A 22378-nucleotide genomic window follows, 5' to 3' on the forward strand; every position below is an offset into this window, starting at 1 on the left:
CCGATCATGTCCACCCCCACCCTCACCACCGCACCCGCCGGCATGCAGGCGTTCGAGCGGACCACGTCCCGCTGGGGCCGCCTCACCATGCTGGCCGGGCTGATCCTCTCGCTCGCCGGCCCCCTCTACGTCGCCCTGTTCATGGACGTCGGCGTCACGGTGGGCCACATCGTCACCGCCTACACGGCCGTGGCCGCCACGTTCCTCGTGTTCGCCGTCGTCGAGCCGGTCACCTATTTCCCGATCCTCGGCCAGGCCGCCATGTACCAGGCGTTCATGATCGGGAACATCTCCAACAAGCTGCTCCCGGCGGCGATCTGCGCGCAGAGCAGGATCGACGCCAGGCCCGGCACCCGCCAGGGCGACCTGGCCGCGGTGATGGGCATCTGCGGCGCGGCCCTCGTCCACCTCACCTCGCTGCTGATCTTCGTCGGCGTGTTCGGCACCTGGCTGCTCAGCGCCATCCCGGAGCCGGTCATCGAGGTGGCGCGGATCTACATCCTCCCCGCGATCGTCGGGGCGGTCCTCGTCCAGGCCATCGCCGCCGTCGGCCAGCTGCGCCCGACGCTGATCGCGCTCGGCGTCGCCGTCGTGGTGGTCTTCGGGATCATCCCGGCCTTCCCCGCGCTGACCTACTTCGGGACCGCATTCGGAGTGGTCGGCACCGTCCTGATCGCATGGTTCGCCCGGAAGCGCGCCTGATGACCCCGGAGGAGAACACCATGAACCGGACCCTGGACCCGATCCGCCCCCTGGACGCCGCCGGCCGGGAGCACATGCTCTCGATCTACCGGCACCTGCACGCCCACCCCGAGCTCAGCATGCAGGAGCACGCCACGGCGGACTTCATCGCCGCGGAGCTGGACGCCCTCGGCATCGAGAACTTCCGCTGCGGCGGGACCGGCGTCGTCGGACTCCTGCGCAGCGCCGAGCGGGGCGCCGAGAACGACGGCGTGAACGGCTCCGGCCCCGTCGTCGCCTTCCGCGCCGACACCGATGGCCTGCCGATCGCCGAGGACACGGGCCTGGACTACGCGTCGACGGCGACCGGCGTCCTCCCGGACGGCACGGAGGTGCCGGTCATGCACGGGTGCGGGCACGACACGCACGTGGCCGCCCTGCTCACGGCGGCCCGGCTGCTGGCCGGCTCCCCCGGGGCATGGTCCGGCACGGTGGTGCTGGTCTTCCAGCCCGGCGAGGAGACCGCCGCGGGGGCCCGGGCCATGGTCGACGACGGCCTGTGGGACCGCGCGCCTCGACCGGCGGCGGTGCTGGGCCAGCACGTCATGCCGCTGCGCGCCGGGACCGTCACCATCGCCAGCGGCACCGCCATGGCGATGGCGGACGCCCTCCGCGTGGTGGTCCGCGGCCGGCAGTCGCACGGCTCGCAGCCTCAGCACTCCGTCGACCCGATCGTGCTCGCCTCGTCGATGGTGACGCGGCTGCAGACGATCGTCTCCCGCGAGCTGGACCCGCAGGACCCGGCCGTGGTCACGGTCGGCACGTTCCATGCCGGGCTGAAGGAGAACATCATCCCGGACCGGGCCGAGTTCACCCTCAACATCCGCACGCTCACCCCGGCCGTCCGCGCCCAGGTGCTGGCCGCCGTGGAACGGATCGTGAGCGCCGAGGCCGCGGCCTCCGGGGCGCCCGAGCCGAGCGTCGAGAGGCTCTACGACTTCCCGGAGAACTACAACGACCCGGACGCAGCGGCGCGTGTCACCGCCGCCCTGGACGACGCCCTCGGGGCGGAGAACGTCCGCCGCACCGGGCCCCTCATGGGATCGGAGGACTTCGGGCACCTCGGGTCCTCGATCGGGGTCCCCACCGTGTACTGGATGTTCGGCGGGTTCGACGGCGACGAGGACCTGCCGGTGAACCACTCGCCGCACTTCGGGCCCGTGCCGGAGCCGACCCTGACGACCGCGACCCGCGCCGCACTCGCCGCCCTGCTCGCCTGGGTCGGCACCAAGGCCGCGCCCCGGACGGGCACTGAATCCAACGGAGAGAGGAGCGACGCATGAGCGCGCCGACCGCCACCGCCGCCGCCGGCCCCCTCGCGGGGACCACGGTCCTGGACCTCAGCCGGGCCCTCGCCGGCCCGCATGCGGGCATGATGCTGGGCGACCTGGGCGCCCGCGTGATCAAGGTGGAGAGCGGCGTCGGCGACGACACCCGCCGCTGGGGCCCGCCGTTCGTGGGCCCCCAGGAGGACCCGCAGGCCACGTACTTCCTCTCCTGCAACCGGAACAAGGAGTCCGTGGCGCTGGACCTCAAGGACGCCGCCGGCCGGGGCGCCCTGGAGGCGCTGGTCGCCGATGCGGACGTGCTGATCGAGAACTTCCGGCCCGGCGTGATGGACCGGCTGGGGCTCGGCTTCGAGCATCTGCACCGGCTGAACCCGCGGCTGGTGATCCTGTCCATCTCCGGCTTCGGCCACGACGGCCCCGAGTCCCACCGCAGCGGGTACGACCAGATCCTGCAGGGCGAGGCCGGGCTCATGTCCCTGACGGGCTCGGGTCCGGACGACCCGCAGCGGGTCGGCGTCCCGATCGCGGACCTGCTCGCCGGGATGTACGGCGCGTACGGCGTGGCCGCCGCCCTGACGGAGCGCGAGCGCACCGGCCGGGGCCAGGTGGTGCGCACGTCGCTGCTCGCCGCCGTCGTCGGCGTGCATGCCTTCCAGGGCACCCGGGTGACGGTCGCCGGGGAGGTCCCCCGCGCGGCCGGCAACCACCACCCCTCGATCGCCCCCTACGGGCTGTTCCGCTGTGCGGGCGGGCAGGTCCAGATCAGCGTGGGCAGCGACCGGCTGTGGGACTCGTTCGTCGAGGCGTTCGGTCTGTCCGGCCGCGTCGACGGCCTCGCCACCAACGCGGACCGCGTGCGGGACCGGGAGCGGCTGATCGCTCTCGTCGAGGAGGCCTTCGCCGCGTACGGCCCCGAGGAGCTGCTGCGCCGCCTGGACGACGCCGGGATCCCGTCGGGCCGGGTCCGCACACTGGACGAGGTCTACGCCTGGGAGCAGGTCGAGTCCCAGCACCTGATCGTCGACGTCGACCATCCGGTCCTCGGCCAGGTGCGCCTCCCCGGCCCGGCGGTCCGGTTCTTCTCGCCCGAGGGCGAGGAGGTCACGCGGCTCGAGCACTCGGCGCCGCCGACCCTGGACCAGCACGGCGAGGCCATCCGGAGCACCGCCGCGGCGACGGCCGCACGCCCCGCCGAGGTGCTGCGATGACCGGTGCAGCAGGCGGCGCGGCGGGCGCCCGGCTGCCCGCACGGCGCCGCACCTCCGCCCGCGAGCTCCTCGACGGCGTGCTGGACCGCGGCTCCTTCGTCTCCTGGGACACCGCGCCCGGCGCCGGCGCGGTCCCGGACACCTACCGGTCCGAGCTGGCCGCCGCCGCGGAGCGCAGCGGCACCGACGAGTCCATCCTGACCGGAGAGGGCCGGGTGAACGGGCGCCGCGTGGCCGTGGCCGTCAGCGAGTTCGGGTTCCTGGGCGGCTCGATCGGCCTCGCGGCGGCCCACCGGCTGGTCGCGCTCTTCGACCGCGCCACGGCCGAGGGCCTGCCCGTTCTGGCCAGCCCGGCCTCCGGCGGCACCCGCATGCAGGAGGGCACACCCGCGTTCGTCTCCATGATCGGGATCTCCGCGGCGGTCCGGCGGCACCGGCTCGCTGGCCTGCCGTACCTGGTCTACCTCCGCCACCCGACCACCGGCGGAGTCATGGCGTCGTGGGGCTCGCAGGGCCACATCACCGTCGCCGAACCCGGCGCCCTGCTCGGCTTCCTGGGTCCCCGGGTCTACGAGACGATCTACGGCCGGCCGTTCCCCGCCGGCGTGCAGGTCGCGGAGAACCTCCAGGCGAACGGGTTGATCGACGCCGTGGTCCCGGCCGACGAGCTCGCCGCCGTGGTGGACCGGGCGCTGCGCATCCTGTCCCCCGCCTCGCCGGAGGACGACGACGCCGCGACGCCGGCCGCAAGTGCCCCTCAGGCCGGCCTGGCGGATCCCGGGCAGCTCCTGCCCTCCGGACCGGAGCGCGTGTGGGACGCCATCAGCGCCACCCGTGACCCGCGCCGGCCCTCGGTGCGCCACCTGCTCAAGTACGGGGCCAGCGACGTCATGCCGCTCTCGGGGACCGGGCAGGGCGAGCGCGACCCCCGGATGTTCCTGGCCCTGGCGCGGCTCGGCGGGCACGCCTGCGTGGTGGTCGGCCAGGACCGCGGCCCCGAGCGGGCCGAACCGCTCGGCCCGGCGTTCCTGCGGGAGGCCCGGCGCGGCATGCGCCTGTCCGAGCAGCTCTCCATCCCCCTCGTCACTGTCATCGACACGGAGGGCGCGGCCCTGTCCCGGGAGGCGGAGGAGGGCGGCCTCGCCGGGGAGATCGCCCGCTCCATCACGGAGCTGATCGGGCTGCGGACGCCCACCGTCTCCGTCCTCCTCGGCCAGGGCACGGGCGGCGGGGCGCTGGCCCTGCTGCCCGCGGACCGGACTATCGCCGCGGAGAACGCGTGGCTCTCCCCGCTGCCGCCGGAGGGTGCGAGCGCGATCGTCTACCGGGACACCGAGCACGCGGCCGAGCTCGCCGCGGAGCAGCATGTGGACTCCGCGTCGCTGCGGGCCGCGGGGATCGTGGACGTCGTCGTACCGGAGCCGGACTCCGCGTCCGCCCGGCCGCGGGAGTTCTCCCGCGCCATGGCACGCGCCGTCTCGACGGCGCTCCGCGAGGTCTCGGCGCTCCCGGTGGCCTCTCTGCTGACCGGCCGGGAGCGCAAGTACGCCGCCGTCTCGCTACCGGCCGCGTCGGCGGGTCGATGAGACGGCGCGCCGTCCGGCCGAGGGCGTAATGTGACGCGCGGAACGCGCCCTCGGCCGATACTGGAGAGATGAGTACTGGCCCGAACGTGCTCTCCTTCAAGGAGACGGTGGTCCGGCGCCGCACCACCCGGCGGGTCGGGTTGTTCCGGCGCCTCAAGGCTGTGGAGCTGAAGCAGACGATCTGGAACATCCAGGTGGACGGGCGCCTCCTGCAGGAGTGGATCCGCGACTGGTCCGGGACGCTGGACATGCCGGCCGAGATGGCGGACCTGCGCTCGACCTTCCCGGCCGCCGGTCTGCTGCGGATCGACGGGTTGCTGGGGACCGGCGACGGACCGCCCTCGCAGGCCCTGGGGCTGCTCTTCTGCCCCATCTGCCGCAGCGAGGCGTGCGGCTACCTCGCCTGCGACCTGCAGATCGGCGAGCGCGTCACCTGGAGCGGCTTCCGCTGGCAGGACACCGTGGACGGCCGGCCGCGCGTCACGCCGGTCGCCGGGGCGGAGGTCCTCGAGTTCGACGCCGAGACGTACCGTCGCACGCTCCTGGATCTGCGCGAGACGATCGCGCCGATCGTCGACCACGCCGCCGAGGCGGAGGAGCGCGCGGCGCACTGAGCCCGGTGCCGACGCCTCGTCCAGCTGATCGGTGCGGCCCTTCTGATCGTTCGGCCCGGTGGACCGCCCCGGCTCAGCCCAGGAGGCGGGTCTTGAGGTCCTTGACGCGCGCATGGATGTCGTCGCGGACGAGCTCCATCCGCTTGCGTCCCTCGATGCCGCGCAGGCTGGGCTCGTCGGTCTCCCAGCGTTCGAGCGCCACGCCCTCCACGGGGTCCACCTGCGCCTCGCCGCCGAGCACCACCACGAGCCCGGTCCGGCGCATGGCCTCCTCGGTCAGCGCCTTGGGCTGCTCGTCGCGGATATCGACGCCGAGATCGAGCAGGACCTCGGCCGACAGCGCGTTGATCGCCGCCCCCGGCTGGGTGCCCGCGGATTCGACGACGACGGCGTCTCCCGCCTCGAGCCGCATCAGCCCGGCGGCCATCTGGGACTTGCCGCCGTTCTTGGAGCAGACGAACAGCACGGCCGGAGCGGCGCTCATCGGGCGCTCCCCAACTGTCCGGTGAGCGTGGTGGCCAGATCTCCCAGCGCCTCCGGGACCACGGAGTAGTAGGCCCAGACGCCGCGCTTCTCGCGGGTGAGGAAGCCGGCGTCGACCAGGATCTTCAGGTGGTGCGAGACCGTGGGCTGACCGAGCCCGAGGGGCTCGGTCAGGTCGCAGACGCAGGCCTCGGCGTCCTCACCGGCCGCCACCATGGACAGCAGCCGCAGCCGGTTGGGGTCGGCGAGCGCCTTGAAACGCGCCGCGAGTGCGACGGCGGCCTCGGCCCCCAGCGACGGCCGCCCGGCCGGGGGCACGCAGCATTCTGCGGACTCGGGCTCCGCCATCGGCAACGCCGCTGTCGGTGCGGTGGGGGAGATCGTCTCGGCCACGGTCGCTCCTTCGGGATATTGACAACTATCGATGCAGCTAACCATACTCGTCGCATCGATGCACGTCGATACCTCCGTCAACCCGAGCGGCCTTCCCGAGGAGTCCCCATGCGTCACGACCTCCAGCACAGCGATCTACCCGTCGTCGTCATCGGCGCCGGCCCGGTCGGCCTGGCGGCCGCGGCCCACCTCCTGGAACGCGGCGTCACCCCGCTCGTCCTCGAGGCCGGCCCGTCGGTCGGCGCCGCCGTGGCGCAGTGGGGCCACATCCAGACGTTCTCCACGTGGGCCTACAACACGGATGCCGCCGCGGTCCGGCTCCTGGAGGCCGCCGGCTGGGCGGCCCCGAACCCGAAGCGCCTGCCCACCGGCCGCGAACTGGTGAAGGACTACCTCGAACCCCTGGCCGCGACTCCGGCGATCGCAGCCCACGTGCGCACCGGTCACCGGGTGGTCGCCGTGACCCGCGCCGGGCTGGACAAGACCCGGGCGCGCGACCGTGCCGAGGCCCCCTTCCTCGTCCGCACCGAGGCGCACGGCGCCGACGGCGCCGACGGCGTCGAGCAGGACCTCGAGGCGCGGGCGGTGATCGACGCCTCCGGCACCTGGGGCCTGCCCAACCCGGTGGGGCCGGGAGGACTGGAGGCGGTCGGCGAGCGCGCAACCCGCGCCGCCGGCGTCGTGACGTCGGCGCTGCCGGATGTGCTGGGGGCGGACCGGGCGCGGTTCGCCGGCCGGACCGTCCTGGTGATCGGGGCCGGCCACTCGGCCGCCAACACGGTGCTCTCGCTCGGGCGCCTCGCGGCCGAGGCGGAGGGAACCCGGGTGATCTGGGGCCTGCGCGGCGACGACCCGTCCGCGGTGTACGGGGGCGAGGAGCGCGACGGCCTGCCCGCCCGCGGCGCCCTCGGAGCCCGCCTGCGCACCATGGTGGCAGCCGGGCGCATCGAGGTCCGCACCGGTTTCCGGGTGCTCGGGACGCGGACGACGGCGGAGGACCGCCTGACCGTGCGGGCCGATGAACGCGGCGAGGATACCGAGCTGGAGGTGGACCTGCTGGTGCCGGCCACCGGGTTCCGGCCGGATCTGGGCATGCTGCGCGAGCTGCGCCTGGACCTGGACCCCGCCTTCGAGGCACCGCGGGAGCTGGCCCCGCTGATCGACCCAGAGTTCCACAGCTGCGGGACCGTCCCACCGCACGGCGCCGAGCTGCTGGCGCATCCGGAGGAGGGCTTCTTCATCGTGGGCATGAAGAGCTACGGCCGCGCCCCGACCTTCCTGATGGCCACGGGCTACGAGCAGGTCCGCTCCATCGCGGCGCATCTGGCCGGCGACACGGAGGCGGCGGCACGGCTGGAGCTCGACCTGCCGGAGACGGGCGTCTGCTCGACCGATGCGGGCTCCTGCTGCGACGCGCCGGCCGAGCCGCAGCTCCTCGGCATCCCGACCGGACTCGCCCACGGCCGCAACGGCCTGGCCACCGAGCGGGCGTAGCCGAGGAACCCGGCTCGCCCGCATCAGGCCCCCAGCCCGCCACGCATTGACAGTCATCGATTCAATCGGCCACCATTGAGATCGACAGTCGTCAATGTCCCTCATCCCGCTCCCCCGCCCGGCCGTTGCTGGCCGCCGCACAGTATCGGAGACCCCGTGACGCCACTCGACGCCCCCGCGCGCGAGCCGCAAACCGCCCACATCGTGGAGAAGCTGTCCGTCCTGGACCGCTTCCTGCCCTTGTGGATCCTCGCCGCCATGGGCCTGGGCCTGCTCCTGAGCGCCGTGGCGCCGGGCTTCGGCGAGGCCCTGGACTCCTACCAGGTCGCCGGTGTCTCCGTGCCGATCGCGGTGGGCCTGCTGGTGATGATGTACCCGGTGCTGGCGAAGGTCCGCTACAACGAGACCGGCCACGTCCTGCAGGACCGCAAGTTGATGATCACGTCGCTGGTCATCAACTGGCTGCTCGCGCCGGCCTTCATGTTCGTGCTCGCCTGGGTCTTCCTGGCGGACCTGCCCGAGTACCGGACGGGCCTCATCATCGTCGGGCTCGCCCGCTGCATCGCCATGGTGCTGATCTGGAACGACCTGGCCTGCGGCGACCGCGAGGCCGCCGCGGTCCTGGTGGCGGTGAACTCCGTGTTCCAGGTGGCCATGTTCGGCGTCCTCGGCTGGTTCTACCTGCAGGTCCTGCCGACCTGGCTCGGCCTGCCGACCACCAGCGCCGAGTTCTCGGTCGCCGCGATCACCCTCTCTGTGCTGGTGTTCCTCGGCATCCCGCTGGTCGCCGGCTTCCTGACCCGCACGCTCGGCGAGCGCCGGCTCGGCCGGGAGGCCTACGAGTCCCGCGTCCTGCCGCGGATCGGCCCGTGGGCCCTCTACGGCCTGCTGTTCACGATCGTCGTCCTGTTCGCCCTGCAGGGCAGCCAGGTGATGGCGAACCCCCTCGACGTCGCCCGGATCGCCGTCCCGCTGGTCGTGTACTTCGTCGTGGTGTTCGGCGCGTCCATGGTGATCGGCCGCTACCTGAACCTGGGCTACGAGCGCACCACCACGCTGTCCTTCACGGCCTCCGGCAACAACTTCGAGCTGGCCATCGCCGTCGCGATCGCCACGTTCGGCGCGACGAGCGGCCAGGCCCTGGCCGGCGTCGTCGGTCCCCTGATCGAGGTGCCCGTCCTGGTGGCCCTCGTCTACGTCGCCCTCTGGGCGCGCAAGTACTTCACCGCCCGCCCGGGCCGAATCGAGAGGTCGCTATGAGCACCGAGAGCACCACCGGCGCGGCCGCCGCCAAGCCGTCCGTCCTCTTCGTCTGCGTGCACAACGCCGGCCGCTCCCAGATGGCGGCCGCGTTCCTGACCGCCCTGGCGGGAGACCGGATCGAGGTCCGCTCGGCCGGGTCGCAGCCGGCCGACCGGATCAATCCGGCCGCCGTCGAGGCCATGCGCGAGGTCGGCATCGACATGTCGGCCGAGGTGCCGAAGGTCCTGACCGCCGACGCGGTGCAGGCGTCCGACGTGGTCATCACCATGGGCTGCGGCGACGAGTGCCCCTACTTCCCGGGGAAGCGCTACGAGGACTGGAAGCTCGAGGACCCGGCCGGCCAGGGCCTCGAGTCCGTGCGCCCCATCCGCGATGACATCAAGGGCCGGATCGAGGCCCTCATCGAGTCGCTCGCCCCGGCGACGGCGGACGAGTAGTCGACCGCGTCGTCGGACGACGACGTACAGAAGCGCCGGTGCCCGCCTCCAGTGGAGGCGGGCACNCTTCTGTGCCGTCAGCGCGTCAGCCGCGGAGCTTGGTCATCTCCGGGTCGACGAGCGGCTCGGCCGCGACCGTCGCCTGAACCCGCTTGCCGAAGTACTCGACCTCGACCGTGTCGCCGACCTCGGCGCTCTTGGGCAGCCACGCGTAGGCGATGGGCCGGCCCACCGTGTGGCCGAAGGCGGCGCTGGTGATGTAGCCGACGACGTCGTCGCCGATGTACACGGGCTCCTTGCCCAGGACCACAGTGGTGCCGTCGTCCACCGTGATGCAGCGCAGGCGCTTGGTCGCCCGCTCGCGGCGCTCGGGGAGGCCGTCGCGCCCCACGAAGTCGTCCGTCTTGGTGGCCTTGACCGCGAACCCGACGCCGGCCTGGTCCGGCTCGTGCTCGATCGTCATGTCCGTGCCCCAGGCGCGGAAGCCCTTCTCGATGCGCAGCGAGTTGAAGGCGGCGCGGCCGGCGGCGATGATGCCGTGCTCGCGGCCGGCCTCCCACAGCACGTCCCACAGGCGGTGCCCGACGTCGGCGGAGGCGTAGAGCTCCCAGCCGAGCTCGCCGACGTAGGAGAGCCGCATGGCCGTCACGGGGATCCCGGCGATCGAGATCTGCTTGGTCCGGAAGAACTTGAGGCCCTCGTTGGTCATGTCGTCCTCGGTGACCTTCGAGATGACCTCGCGGGCCAGCGGGCCCCAGAGGCCGATGCAGCACGTGCCGCCCGTGGTGTCCCGGACGCTGACCCACTGGGACGGGTCCTCCTCGCTCTGGTGGCGGGCCTCGCGGGAGATGTAGGCGTCGTCGATGCCGCTGTTGATGCCGACCTGGTAGGTCCGCTCGTCGATCCGGGCCACGGTGATGTCGCTGGCGACGCCGCCGGCGCTGTCCAGCAGGAGCGTGTACGTGACGGCGCCCGGCTTGCGGAGCATCTCGCCGGTGGTCAGGCGCTGGAGCAGCGGGCCGGCGCCCGGGCCGGTCACCTCCAGACGCTTCAGCGGCGTCATGTCGTACATCGCGACGGCGGTGCGGGTGCGCCAGGCCTCCACGGCGGCGATCGGCGAGTGGAACTGCGCGGCCCAGGAGTCGCGCTCCGGCGGCGTCCACTCGGCCGGCAGCTCGTCGAGCAGGGCGGCGTTGGCCTCGTACCAGTGCGGCCGCTCCCAGCCGGCGCCCTCGAGGAACACCGCGCCGAGCTCCTGCTCCTGGGCGAAGAAGGGGCTGACCCGGACGTTGCGCGGGGACACCCGCGGCTGCGAGGGGTGGAGGACGTCGTAGATCTCCACGAAGTTCTGCTGGGAGGTCTCGGAGACGTAGTCCGGCGTGGTCTGCACGTCCTCGAACCGGTTGAGGTCGCAGCAGCCGAGGTCGGTCTCGGAGCGGCCCTGTGTGAGGAGCTCGGCGACCGCCTTGCCGACGCCGGCGGCGTGCGTGACCCACACGGCCTCGGCCACGAAGAACCCGTCCAGGTCGCGGGACTCGCCGACCAGCGAGCCGCCGTCGGGCGTGAAGGAGAAGATGCCGTTGAAGCCGCTCTCGATCTCCGTGTTCGCCACGTCCGGCAGCAGCTCCTTGGTGGCCTCCCACTCGGACTCGAAGTCCTCCGGCGTGAACGGGAGCGAGGAGGGCATGCGGTCGGCCGTGATCTCGCCCGGCGCGTACGTCGGGAGCGTCTCCAGGTCCACGGGCATGGGCCGGTGGGCGTAGGAGCCGATGCCGATGCGGTCGCCCCATTCGCGGTAGTACAGGTCGCGGTCCTGGAAGCGCAGGATCGGCAGGCTGGCACCGTTCGGCATCTCGTTCTTGCCGGCGAGGCTCGGCAGCGCGGTGGTCTTCACGTACTGGTGCGCCAGCGGCAGCAGCGGGATCCGCGTGCCGGCCATCGCGCCGATCGCCGGCCCCCAGAAGCCGGCGCAGCTGACCACGATGTCGGCCTCGAACCGGTCCTCGCCGGCGAGCACGGCGCGGACGCGGCCGCCCGACTGCTCGATGCCGGTGACCGTGGTCCGGTCCCGGTACTCCACGCCCTGGGCACGCGTTCGCTCGATGAGCAGCTGCGTGGCCTGGGCGGCGAGCGCCAGGCCGTCGTTGGGGGTGTGGAGCCCGCCGAGGACCATGTCCGGGTTCAGCAGCGGGTACATCTTCCGGCAGGCCTCGGCGTCGATCACCTCGGCCTCGATGCCCCAGGCCCGGTTCCAGCCGGCGCGCCGGTGCAGGTCCGCGAGGCGCTCCTCGTTGGTCGCGATCTCCAGGCCGCCGACCGCGCGGAAGGAGCCGCGCCCGTCGGGGCCGATGAGCGAGTGGGACTTCTCGATGGTGTAGCTGGCGAACTCGGCCATGGTCTTCGCGCCGTTGGAGGAGAACACCAGTCCTGGCGCATGCGACGTCGACCCGCCCGGCAGCCCGAGCGGGCCCTGTTCGAGGACGAGCGTGTTGGTCCAGCCGCGCTGGGCCAGCTCGTCGGCCAGGTTGGCACCGACGGTGCCGGCTCCGATGATGACAACGCGTGGAGCGGTCTTCGACGTCACAGGGGACTCCTACTGCTGGTGGGGATGCTGGAACTGCGGGCACGGTGGATGCGCCCGCCGAGATACGGGTGGTTGATGGCTGTGGGCCGGTTCAGGCGTCGACGACGAGGTCCGTGTTGGCCGTGGAGCAGCACGGCAGGAACTTGCCGGCCTCGATCTCGCGGGCGCGGATGCCGCCCTGGTGGTTCATGTCCACCTCGCCCTCGAGCTTGACGATCTTGCAGGAGCCGCACATGCCCTCCTGGCAGTTCGCGCCGATCCTGACGCCGGCCTTGCGGGCGGCGCCGAGGATCTGCTGCCCCGGGTCGATCCGGACGTTGACCCGGCTGCGGACGAAGGACATGGTCAGGGCGCCCTCGCCGTGGACCTGGAACGACGACGGGTCGGCCGGCGCCTCGTCGGACCCCGCCGCAGCGGAGCTGTCCTGCTCGGCGACGCCCTCGTCGATCCAGGCGTAGTCCTCGGCGGCCGGCTCGTCGACGACCTCCGCGCCGGCCTCGGCCGCCGCGTCGGTCCCCGGTTCCGAGTGGCCGGTCAGGACGGCGTCGTACCCGCTGCCGTAGAGCTCCAGGGCGGCGGGCTGCTGCTCGTAGAACTCCTCGTTCGCCGCGGCGATCTCCTCGGCGATCTCGCCGGCGAGGGCCACCTCCTCCTTGTACTCGAGGATGGTCTCGCGGCTGCCGTTGAAGGACTCGACGTGGAAGGACGTATCGTCCACGTCCAGGCGCTCGAGGATCTTGCCGGCCACGTCGAGGTAGGGCTCCGGCCCGCAGGCGTAGACCTGACGGCCGTTCGCGTCCGGGGCGACCTCCTCGATCATCTCGGCGGTGAGCCGGCCGACCATGCCCTGCCACTTGCCGGGGGCGCTGCGGTCCCCGAGCGAGTAGTAGACCTTGATCCGCGAGTCCACCGAGGCGATGTACTCGAGCTCCTTCGAGAAGGCGAAGGCTCCCGGCGCGGCGCCGTGGTACAGGACCACGACGTCGGCCCGGCCGGGGAGGGAGTGGATGGTGCGGATCATGGACATCAGGGGCGTGATGCCCGCCCCCGCCGCGAGGAAGAGGTAGCGGGCGCGGCGGTCGTGGTCCGGCAGGTGGAACGCGCCCACCGGCCCGAGGACCTCGAGGATCGTGCCGGGCCTGACGTTCTGGTGGACCCACGGGGAGACCTTGCCGCCGTCGTCGCGCTTGACCGTGATGGCGAACGCCCAGGGCTGGGTGGGGGCGCTGGAGATGGAGTAGCTCCGGTTGACCGGCTCCTCGTCCGGCCCGTTCACCGGGAACGCGATGTTCAGGTACTGGCCGGGGCGGAACGCCAGCGGCGCCCCGTCGGTCCGGCGCAGGACGAACGTCATCATGTTCCCGGCCTCGGGGACCGTCTCCACGCACTCCGCCAGGAACTCCTGGGGATGCCAGGGGCCGAGGGCACGTGCCGCGCCGGCCGCCTCGGCCGAGCTCTGCAGCACGCGGTTCCACGGCATCTCCAGCCCGCGGACCCGCAGGACGTCGGGAATGGCCGTGCTGGTGGTGCTGATGGTCATGCCAGGTGCTCCTGCATCCGCTGCACGTACCAGTTGATGAAGGCCTCCACCTGGTACTCGCTCTTCATGTACGGGCCGGGCTCGTAGGCGGGGCTCGCGGCGCCGCGCTGGCACAGCTCCACGAAGTTCTTGTCCTGGAGGTTGGTCTGCTTCCAGGTGTACGTCAGCGTCTCGAGGTCGTAGTCGACCCCCTCCACGGCGTCGTCGGCGACGAGCCAGGTGGTGCGCACCAGGGTCTGGTGCTCGTTGATCGGGAACGCCGAGAACGTGATGACGTGATCGGACATGAAGTGGAACCAGCTGTTGGGCTGCAAATGCATGGAGCAACGGCCCAGGCGGAAGTCGCGCAGGTCGCCGAGCAGCTTCTTGGACAGGCGGCGCCCGCTGGCCGAGAAGGACTCGCCCGCGCCGTCGAGCGGCTCGCGGGAGATGCGGTAGCCGGCGATCCGCGTGTCCAGCTCCTCGAGGACCTCGTAGGGCAGCCCGTAGCGCACGCAGCGGTCCTTGAGGGCCTGGTCGGCCTGGACGTTCCGGTCCCAGACGTCCTCCAGGTGCGGCGGGATGATCCCCTCGGTCAGGCCCCACGTGGGGAACAGCGAGCAGGCCAGCTCGGGGTGGCCGTCGCAGTGATAGCACTCGCGGTTGTTCTCCATGACGAGCTTCCAGTTGCCCTCCTCCACCAGCTCCTGCTGGAAGGCGACCTTGGCGCTGGAGAGCTCGTGCGGCGCCAGGTAGGGCTCGAAGATCCGCGAGACCTCGTCGAAGTCCTCCGGCGGCTCGGCCGCGAGGCAGACGAACACCAGGCCGGCGACCACGCGGCTGTGGGCGCGCTTGAGGCCGAAGCAGCCCTTGTCGAAGGTCGCCTCGCCGGGGGCGGAGGCGTGCACGAGGGCGCCCTCGGGCGAGTAAGTCCACGAGTGGTAGCCGCACACGAGGTTGCCGGTGGTGCCGGCCGCCTCGGTGAGGACCCTCGCCCCGCGGTGGCGGCACACGTTGTGGAGGACGTTGACGCCCTCCTCCGTGCGGAGCACGATCAGCGAGTAGGGGCCGTAGTCGACGGTCACGTAGTCGCCCGGCTCGGGGATCTCGGCGACGCTGGCGGCGAAGAGCCAGTGCTGGCCGAAGATGCCCTCCATGTCGGCGGTGAAGAGCGTCGGATCGGTGTAGAAGGGGGCGTCGAGCGAATAGCCCTTGCGCCGGTTGTCGAACAGCTCCCGGATCTCGGAGCGCTGCTCCTCGGTGACGGCGGAGAGCCGTCCCTTGCGGGTGGCCGGTGCCCGTCCGGCCACAGCCTTGCTCTCGCCGACGGGCGTCTTGGCTGCGGTCTTAACTGCAGGGTTCAATCGAATTCTCCCTCGAAATGCATCCCGCCGGTGCCGGCGGATCATCGTGCCTGGCCGGTCCGAGACGACCGGGAACCTGCTGGTGTCCTTCAAGCGTAAGAAGCGTCACAGTCCAAAGAAAGCTCCACTTTCTGGCCGATACCGTGCAGGATTAGTGGATGATCGATCAGCGCCTTCTGACCCTCCGTGCCTTCGCCATGTGCGGCACGGTATCGGCTACCGCAGAGCTCACCGGTTACTCCAGATCGGCGATCTCGGCGCAGCTGCGCGAGCTCCAGCAGTCGCTCGGGATGAGGCTGCTGGTGAAGGACGGGCGGGGGCTCCGGCTGACCAGCACGGGGCGCTACCTGGTGAACCAGACGGACTCGCTGGTGACGGAGTGGGACCGGATCAGATCGGAGGCGCTGACGGCCGGCGGGCAGACGCAGCGGCGGTTCGGCATCGGCGGCTTCTCCACCGCCGCGTCGAGCCTCCTCGCCCCGCTGGCCTCCGAGCTGAGGACGTCCCGGCCGGACGTGCAGGTGCAGATGGTGGAGGCCAGCCCGGAGCGGTGCTTCGACCTGCTCCTGACCGAGCGGATCGACCTGGCCGTGGTGGTCGCCATGCAGGCCGCCTCCCACGTGGACGGGGACCCGCGCTTCGAGCTGACGCCGCTGCTGGACGACCCGCTGGACGTCATGGTGCCCTCCGCCCACCCCCTGGCCGAGCGCGAGACGGTGCGCCTGGAGGACCTGGCGCAGGAGCCGTGGATCACCGCGGCCCCCGGCTCGACCTACCACACGCTCTTCACGGCCGCCTTCACCGCGGTCGGCGTGACCCCGCGGATCGAGCACGAGGCGATCGAGTGGGAGACCGCCACCGCGTGGGTCGGCGCCGGCCTGGGCATCGGGCTCGTGCCGCGGCTCTTCCGGCTCGGCGCGGCGGAGAACGTCACCCGGCTCCATCTCGAGGGCCCGTGGCAGCCGACCCGGCGGATCATCGCGGCGGTGCGCAGCGGGACGCAGGACTCGCCGCTGGTGCGCTCCTCGCTGGAGTGCCTGAAGGCGACCGCCCGCGGGATCCTCTCGCGCTCCTGAACGGGACCGCGCGGGTCCGAACGGACCTCCGGGCCTGGCCGCGCCCGCGGCGCCCGTCGCCGGGCATGCGTACGACGACGACGGGAGTCTCCCGTCGTCGTCGTACGCGGTGCCGGCCCGGACCCGGGCTGCCGGGCGTGCCCCGGCCTAGCGGAGGACCACCGTCCGCGAGTCGTGGAGCATGACGCGGCCCTCGCAGTGCCAGCGCACCGCGTCGGAGAGGGCCTTGCGCTCGGTGTCCCGACCCGCGGCGACCAGGTCCTCGGGCCCGAAGGAGTGGTCGACCTGCTGCACCTGCTGGGCGATGATCGGCCCCTCGTCCAGCTCGCTGTTGACGTAGTGCGCCGTGGCGCCCACGGTCTTCACCCCGCGCTCGAACGCCTGGTGGTACGGCTTGGCGCCCTTGAACGACGGCAGGAAGGAGTGGTGGATGTTGATGATCCGCCCCTCCATCTTGGTGGCCAGGGAGTCGGAGAGGACCTGCATGTAGCGGGCGAGCACCACCAGGTCGATCTCGAACCGGTCCGTCAGGTCCAGCAGCTTCTGCTCCGCCTCGGCCTTGGTGTCCGGGGTGACGGGGATGTGGTAGAAGGGGATGCCGTGCCACTCCACGGACCGCTGGTGGTCGCGGTGGTTGGAGACCACCGCGGCGATCTCCACCGGGAGCTCACCGATGCGCGCGCGGTAGAGCAGGTCGTTGAGGCAGTGGTCGAACTTGGAGACCATGATCAGGACGCGGCGCTTCTGCCCCGCCGGCAGCAGCTCCCAGCGGGCGTCGCCGCCGTCGACCAGCTTGGCGATGTCGCGGCGCACGTTCGCCGCCGCCTGGTCGGCGTCCACGCCGTCGCCGATGGTGAAGTGCACGCGGGCGAAGAAGTGCCCGGCGCGCGGGTCGTCGAACGTCTTCAGCTCCACGATGTCCCCGCCGTGCTCCAGGAGGACGCCGGTCAGTGCATGCACGATGCCGGGCTTCTCCGGGCAGTCGAAGGTCAGGACGTAGTCCCGGGCGGTCTCACCCATGTTTGCTCCTATTCTCAGCACTCGACGACGTTGACCGCCAGGCCACCGCGCGAGGTCTCCTTGTACTTGGTCTTCATGTCCGCCCCAGTCTGGCGCATCGTGTTGATGGCCTGGTCCAGGGAGACCCGGTGCTGCCCGTCGCCGCGGACGGCGAGGCGGGCCGCGTTGATCGCCTTCACGGAGGCGATGGCATTGCGTTCGATGCAGGGCACCTGCACGAGCCCGCCGACGGGATCGCACGTGAGTCCCATGTTGTGCTCGAGCCCGATCTCGGCGGCGTTCTCGATCTGCTCCGGCGTCCCGCCGAGCACGGCGCAGAGCCCGGCTGCGGCCATGGAGCACGCGGAGCCCACCTCGCCCTGGCATCCCACCTCGGCACCCGAGATCGAGGCGTTCTTCTTGAACAGGATGCCCACGGCCCCGGCGGTCAGCAGGAAGTCGACCACGCCGTCGTCGTCGGCGCCGGGGACGAAGTTCGAGTAGAAGTGCAGCACGGCGGGGATGATGCCGGCCGCCCCGTTGGTCGGCGCGGTGACGATCCGCCCGCCCGAGGCGTTCTCCTCGTTCACGGCGAGCGCGAACAGGTTGACCCACTCCATGGCCTGCAGCGGGTCGATGCTGCCCGTCGCCAGCGCCGCGGCCTGCTCCTCGCGGAGCCGCGCCCGCAGGGCCGGGGCCCGCCGGCGCACCTTCAGCCCGCCGGGCAGCAGGGCCTCGGTCCGCGTGCACCCGTTCTCGACGCATTCGCGCATCACCGACCAGATGGCCAGCAGTTGCTCGCGGAGCGCGCCGGCCTCGTGGCGCACGGCCTCGTTGGCGCGCATCAGGTCCGCGATCGACAGCCCGCTCTCGCGGCACCGCGCCATGAGCTCGTCGGCGAAGTCGAAGGGGTAGGGCTCCGGGGCGTCGTCGCCGGCGACCGGCGCGTCCAGCTCGTCGGAGGCGACCACGAAGCCGCCTCCCACGGAGTAGTACTCCCGGACGAACAGCTCCGCGCCGGCGGCGTCGGTCGCCGTCAGGCGCATCCCATTGGGGTGCGCCGGCAGGGAGCGGCGGCGGTGGAGGACGACGTCGCGGGTCCGGTCGAACGCGACCGGGTGGCCGGCGTCCCCCTCGCCGTCGAGGACGAGCGTTCCCGACTCGGCCGCCGCGCGGGCGATGCCCGGCACGGCGTCGGCGTCCACCGTCTCCGGATCGTGCCCGCTCAGCCCGACGACGACGGCCGTGTCCGAACCGTGCCCGACCCCGGTGGCGCCCAGGGACCCGAAGAGCTCGGACTTCACCCGGCTGGTGGCTCCCAGCCGGCCGCTCCGGCCCAGCTCGGCGGTGAACCGCCGCGCTGCGCGCATCGGCCCCACCGTGTGGGAGGAGGAGGGCCCCACTCCGATCGAGAACAGGTCCAGGACGCTCAGCGCCATCAGGCGACCGCTTCTCCGGCGAACTCGGCCATGGCGTCCACGAGCCAGCGGACCGTGTAGTCGGCGAACGAGGCCCGCGGATACAGCCGGTACTCCTGCTCGGCCGTCCGGTGCAGGATCACCGGGACCGGGCCGATCTGGGTGAGGACGGCGGTCCCGACCGAGAACACGCGGGGGTGCAGGTCCAGGTGGCAGCCCTTCTCCAGGACGGCACGGGCGTTGGCGCCGCCGAGGACCAGGACGGTCCGGTTGGCGGAGAGGTCCACCACCTGGCCCGGCAGTCCGGCGAGCGCGGCGGCCGGCGCGTCGGCCTCCCCCGGCTCCTGCCGGCGGGAGACGTCCACGGCGAGGAACTCGTCCGGTCCCAGCCAGAGCAGGTGCAGTCCGGCCGGATCCCCGGTCACCTCGCCGACGCCGCTCGGCAGCGGGAGGCCGAAGTGCTCCTCGAGGACCTCGGCGCTCCGGCTGCCCGGCACGGCGCGCAGGCCGAGCTGGACGGCGAACGGCAGCTCGCGCAGGGCCACCGAGCGTTCGCCGGTGACCTCGGCGGAGGCCATGAGATCGGCCAGGTGGGCGGCCGGCGAGGAGCGCAGGGCGTCCAGGACCGTCGTCGGCCGCTCCCGCCCGTGGCCGGCGGGGTTGGCGGAGGCAGCGGCCTCCGGCGTCGTGGTCGTGGTGTCAGCCATCGCGGCGGTTCCCTTCGGGGTCGTAGAGGATGGGCGAGGTGATCTCGACGTCGACGAGCTGGCCGTCGAACCAGGACTTGATCACGTCGCCCTGGCGGTTCCGGCCGTTGGAGACGAGCGCCAGGCCGAACGGCCGGTCGAGCGCCGCCGACTGGTACGACGACGTCACGTGGCCGATCATCGGGACCGGGCCGGCCTCCGGGGTCACGGGGGTCTCGGCGTCGATCAGCTGGGCGCCCTCGGGCAGCCGGGTGGCCCCGTCCACCGGGAGCACGCCGACCAGGTGGCGGCGGTTCTCGCGGGCGGTGTCCGCCCGGGCGTAGGAGCGCTTGCCGATGAAGTCCTTCTTCACGGTGGAGACCACCCACTCCATCCCGGCGTCCTGCGGGGTGACGGTGCCGTCCGTGTCCTGCCCGACGATGATGAAGCCCTTCTCGGCGCGGAGCACGTGCATGGTCTCCGTGCCGTACGGGGTGATCCCGAAGTCGGCGCCAGCGGCGTCCACGGCCTCCCAGACGGCGAGACCGTAGAAGGCGTCGACGTTGATCTCGAAGGCCAGCTCGCCGGAGAAGGAGATCCGGCAGATGCGCGCCGGGATCCCGTTGGCGAGGGTCGTCTCGCGAAACGCCATGAACGGGAACGCCTCCTGGGAGACGTCCAGGTCCGGGCAGACCCGCTCCATCACCTTCCGGGAGTCGGGTCCGACGACGGCGATCGTGCTCCACTGCTCCGTGACCGAGGTCAGGACCACGTCCAGCTCCGGCCACTCCGTCTGGTGCCACTGCTCGAGCCACTCGAGGACCTTGGCGGCCCCGCCGGTGGTGGTGGTCATGTAGTAGCGGTCCTCCTCGACGCGCAGCGTGACGCCGTCGTCGAAGATCATGCCGTCCGGGGTGCACATGACGCCGTAGCGCGCCATCCCGACCTTCAGCTTCTTGAACCCGTTCGTGTAGACGCGGTTCAGGAACTCGCCGGCGTCCGCGCCGCGGATCTCGATCTTGCCGAGAGTGCTGGCGTCCATGAAGCCCACGTGCTCGCGCACGGCCCGGCACTCGCGGAGCACTGCGGCGTCCAGGTCCTCGCCCGCCTGCGGGTAGTACCAGGGGCGCTTCCACTGGCCGACGTCCTCGAACTCGGCGCCGTGGGCGACGTGCCACGGGTGGATGGACGTGAGCCGGGCCGGGTCGGCGAGCTCGCCGCGGCGCCGGCCGGCCACGGCCGCGAAGGCGACCGGGGTGTACGGGGCGCGGAACGTCGTCGTGCCGATCTGGGACGGATCGGCGGCGCCGAGGACCCCGGCGAGGACGCCGATCGCGTTCACGCCGCTGGTCTTGCCCTGGTCGTTGGCCGTGGAGATCGAGGTGTACCGCTTGACGTGCTCCACGGAGCGCATGCCGGCCCCGGTGGCCCGCAGCACGTCGGCGACCGTCTGGTCCCGCTGCAGGTCCACGAAGTGCTCGGTCCAGGTCTCCGGCTCGCCGTCCGGCCCCGGCACCAGCCAGAGCGGACGGACCGGACCGGTCGGGGTCGACGGGGCGGTGGGGACCACCATGGGCGCCGTCCGTCCGGTGCGGTGGGCCGCCCGGTGGCCCGCCTCGGCGCCGTCGGCGAGCGAGCCGTCCAGTGTGTAGCGCCCGGCGGCGGAGCCGATGACCTGCTGATCGGCGACCGGCGCCGCCGGCACGAAGCCTGCGACGCGCTCGTCCCAGGCCAGGCGCCCGCCGCGCTGGCTGTGCAGGTGCACCACCGGCGAGAAGCCGCCGGAGACGGCGAGCAGGTCGGCGTCCAGCGTCTCGATACCGCCGCTGAGCGTTCCGTCCGCGGCGAGGGCGGAGACGGTGACGCCGCTGACGCGGCCCGCGGTCCCCCCGCCGGCGGTGTCCACGACCGCAGAGCCCGGGATGGAGCGCACGCCGGTGGCGGCGAGGACCTCGGCCGCACGGTCGGAGAGCTCGGCCCGGGAGTCGACGACGGCGGCCACCTCGATGCCCGCTGCGTGCAGGTCCGCGACCGTGCCGTAGGCGGAGTCGTTGGTGGTCGCGACCACCACGCGGCGCCCGGCGGCGACGCCGTAGCGATTGAGGTAGCTGCGCACCGCGCCGGCCAGCATGATGCCGGGGCGGTCGTTGTTGGCGAACACCAGCGGGCGCTCGTGGGCGCCGGTGGCGAGGACCACCTGGGAGGCGCGCACGTGCCAGATCCGCTGCCGGGAGACGCCCGGGCGGTCCGCGGCGGGCAGGTGGTCCGTGCGGTGCTGCACGGCGACCACGAAGTTGTTGTCGTAGCTGCCGAACGCGGTGGTCCGCGGCAGGTAGGTGAAGTCCTCCGCGTGCGCCAGCCGCTGGAGCGTCGCGTCGACCCATTCGAGGGCCGGCGTCTCGTCGATGCTCGCGTCCCGCTCGGAGAGCAGCGAGCCGCCGGCGGTGGGCTGCTCGTCCATGAGGATGGTCCGCGCGCCGGTCTTCGCGGCCTCGCGGGCCGCGGCGAGGCCGGCCGGCCCGGCGCCGACCACGAGGACGTCGGTGTGCACGTACTTGTGGTCGTAGCGGGCCTCGTCCCCGCGCGGGTCGAGGACGCCGCGGCCCTGGAGGTACTCGACCTCCAGGCCCTCCGCGATCTCCACGGTGGTGGCCGGCAGCATGGACTCGTCCGCGTGCCCGGCGAACCGCGACTTCACCTCGACCAGTGCGTTGGGCTCCTCCACGCCGGCGCTGACGACGCCGCGCGGGCGCCCCAGGTACAGCGAGGGGCCGCAGTCCACCCGACCGGCGGCCAGCAGCGCGCTGGCGACCGTGTCACCGGCGAAGCCGGTGTACTCCAGGCCGTCGAGCCGGAACTTCACCTCGCGGGTGCGGTCGACGGCATGCCCCGGGGCCCGCTCCGGCCCCACGCGCCCTGCGCTCATCAGCTCTCTCCTTGCGTGAGGTCCGGACGGGTCTCGCCGGGCCGGTAGACGGCTTTGAATTCGTACGTGACGGTGTCCCGCACCGCGTTGAACCACCGTCGGCATCCCGCGTTGTGGACCCAGCGCTCGGCGAAGAGGCCGCGGGTGTTCTCCCGGTAGAAGAGGTACTCGCCCCACTCCCGGTCGCTGAGCTGGTCGGGGTTCTCCGGGTAGGCGACGTGGGCCTGTCCGCCGTAGCCGAACTCGGTCTCGTCACGGGGCCCGCAATTCGGGCATGGAATGGTGAGCATGGTGGTGG

Annotated in this window: 19 protein-coding genes; 9 read left to right on the forward strand and 10 right to left on the reverse strand. The window is 72.4% G+C overall.

What is annotated here, in order from left to right; genetic code table 11:
- Positions 1-6 precede the first annotated feature (6 nt).
- From ABD784_RS12610 to ABD784_RS12630, 5 genes are all read left to right on the forward strand, one after another.
- Complete coding sequence (locus tag ABD784_RS12610) at positions 7-702, forward strand: hypothetical protein (protein WP_344885269.1); 696 nt, start codon at positions 7-9, stop codon at positions 700-702.
- Positions 703-722: 20 nt separating this feature from the next.
- A complete protein-coding gene (locus ABD784_RS12615; RefSeq protein ID WP_344885271.1) occupies positions 723-2024 on the forward strand; it encodes an amidohydrolase in 1302 nt (433 codons plus the stop codon).
- Positions 2021-3238, forward strand: coding sequence for a CaiB/BaiF CoA transferase family protein (locus ABD784_RS12620; protein WP_344885273.1), 1218 nt, complete (start codon positions 2021-2023; stop codon positions 3236-3238). The genes ABD784_RS12615 and ABD784_RS12620 overlap by 4 nt, the downstream gene beginning before the upstream one ends.
- Positions 3235-4824 (forward strand): carboxyl transferase domain-containing protein, encoded by a 1590-nt coding sequence (locus tag ABD784_RS12625; RefSeq protein ID WP_344885276.1) that lies wholly within the window; start codon positions 3235-3237, stop codon positions 4822-4824. The genes ABD784_RS12620 and ABD784_RS12625 overlap by 4 nt, the downstream gene beginning before the upstream one ends.
- Before the next feature lie 68 nt (positions 4825-4892).
- Positions 4893-5438, forward strand: a complete 546-nt coding sequence (locus tag ABD784_RS12630; protein WP_344885279.1) for a hypothetical protein — start codon at positions 4893-4895, stop codon at positions 5436-5438.
- Positions 5439-5511: 73 nt separating this feature from the next.
- Here ABD784_RS12630 and ABD784_RS12635 read toward each other — a convergent pair whose 3' ends face one another.
- Positions 5512-5922, reverse strand: a complete 411-nt coding sequence (locus ABD784_RS12635; RefSeq protein ID WP_344885282.1) for an arsenate-mycothiol transferase ArsC — start codon at positions 5920-5922, stop codon at positions 5512-5514.
- Complete coding sequence (locus ABD784_RS12640) at positions 5919-6269, reverse strand: ArsR/SmtB family transcription factor (RefSeq protein ID WP_344885360.1); 351 nt, start codon at positions 6267-6269, stop codon at positions 5919-5921. The genes ABD784_RS12635 and ABD784_RS12640 overlap by 4 nt, the downstream gene beginning before the upstream one ends.
- Before the next feature lie 153 nt (positions 6270-6422).
- Between ABD784_RS12640 and ABD784_RS12645 the strand changes: the two genes are divergently transcribed.
- The 3 genes from ABD784_RS12645 (at position 6423) to ABD784_RS12655 (ending at position 9508) form a co-directional block, all read left to right on the forward strand.
- Positions 6423-7808, forward strand: a complete 1386-nt coding sequence (locus ABD784_RS12645; protein WP_344885285.1) for an FAD-dependent oxidoreductase — start codon at positions 6423-6425, stop codon at positions 7806-7808.
- A 156-nt stretch (positions 7809-7964) separates the two neighbouring features.
- Positions 7965-9068 (forward strand): ACR3 family arsenite efflux transporter, encoded by a 1104-nt coding sequence (gene arsB / locus ABD784_RS12650; RefSeq protein WP_344885288.1) that lies wholly within the window; start codon positions 7965-7967, stop codon positions 9066-9068.
- Complete coding sequence (locus ABD784_RS12655) at positions 9065-9508, forward strand: arsenate reductase ArsC (RefSeq protein ID WP_344885291.1); 444 nt, start codon at positions 9065-9067, stop codon at positions 9506-9508. The genes arsB and ABD784_RS12655 overlap by 4 nt, the downstream gene beginning before the upstream one ends.
- A gap of 85 nt (positions 9509-9593) precedes the next feature.
- Here the strand turns inward: ABD784_RS12655 and ABD784_RS12660 are convergent, their stop codons facing one another.
- From ABD784_RS12660 to ABD784_RS12670, 3 genes are all read right to left on the reverse strand, one after another.
- The gene (locus ABD784_RS12660) at positions 9594-12092 is read right to left on the reverse strand and encodes a GcvT family protein (RefSeq protein WP_344885294.1); all 2499 of its coding nucleotides are present in this window, start codon (positions 12090-12092) and stop codon (positions 9594-9596) included.
- A gap of 91 nt (positions 12093-12183) precedes the next feature.
- Entirely contained in the window at positions 12184-13632 is a 1449-nt protein-coding gene (locus tag ABD784_RS12665) for a flavin reductase family protein (protein ID WP_344885297.1), read from the reverse strand.
- Positions 13629-14921 (reverse strand): aromatic ring-hydroxylating oxygenase subunit alpha, encoded by a 1293-nt coding sequence (locus tag ABD784_RS12670; RefSeq protein ID WP_344885363.1) that lies wholly within the window; start codon positions 14919-14921, stop codon positions 13629-13631. Before ABD784_RS12670 ends, ABD784_RS12665 begins: the two co-directional genes overlap by 4 nt.
- A 212-nt stretch (positions 14922-15133) precedes the next feature.
- On the opposite strand from ABD784_RS12670, the gene ABD784_RS12675 reads away from it, so the two are divergent.
- Positions 15134-16051 carry a LysR family transcriptional regulator gene (locus ABD784_RS12675; protein ID WP_344885300.1) on the forward strand — a complete coding sequence of 306 codons (918 nt, stop codon included), beginning with the start codon at positions 15134-15136 and terminating at the stop codon, positions 16049-16051.
- A gap of 147 nt (positions 16052-16198) precedes the next feature.
- Here the strand turns inward: ABD784_RS12675 and purU are convergent, their stop codons facing one another.
- From purU to ABD784_RS12700, 5 genes are read right to left on the reverse strand one after another with little or no spacing between them, the layout of a single operon-like run.
- Positions 16199-17071, reverse strand: a complete 873-nt coding sequence (gene purU / locus ABD784_RS12680) for a formyltetrahydrofolate deformylase (RefSeq protein ID WP_344885303.1) — start codon at positions 17069-17071, stop codon at positions 16199-16201.
- 14 nt (positions 17072-17085) lie between these two features.
- Positions 17086-18489 carry an L-serine ammonia-lyase gene (locus tag ABD784_RS12685; RefSeq protein WP_344885306.1) on the reverse strand — a complete coding sequence of 468 codons (1404 nt, stop codon included), beginning with the start codon at positions 18487-18489 and terminating at the stop codon, positions 17086-17088.
- Positions 18489-19175: a sarcosine oxidase subunit gamma gene (locus ABD784_RS12690; protein WP_344885309.1), complete on the reverse strand. Its 687-nt coding sequence runs from the start codon at positions 19173-19175 to the stop codon at positions 18489-18491. Before ABD784_RS12690 ends, ABD784_RS12685 begins: the two co-directional genes overlap by 1 nt.
- On the reverse strand, positions 19168-22080 hold the full coding sequence (locus ABD784_RS12695) for a sarcosine oxidase subunit alpha family protein (protein ID WP_344885312.1): 2913 nt from the start codon (positions 22078-22080) through the stop codon (positions 19168-19170). Before ABD784_RS12695 ends, ABD784_RS12690 begins: the two co-directional genes overlap by 8 nt.
- Complete coding sequence (locus ABD784_RS12700) at positions 22080-22370, reverse strand: sarcosine oxidase subunit delta (protein ID WP_344885315.1); 291 nt, start codon at positions 22368-22370, stop codon at positions 22080-22082. Before ABD784_RS12700 ends, ABD784_RS12695 begins: the two co-directional genes overlap by 1 nt.
- Positions 22371-22378: the final 8 nt, after the last annotated feature.

The organism is Zhihengliuella alba, from assembly GCF_039538765.1.
In the GTDB taxonomy this organism is placed as follows: domain Bacteria; phylum Actinomycetota; class Actinomycetes; order Actinomycetales; family Micrococcaceae; genus Zhihengliuella; species Zhihengliuella alba.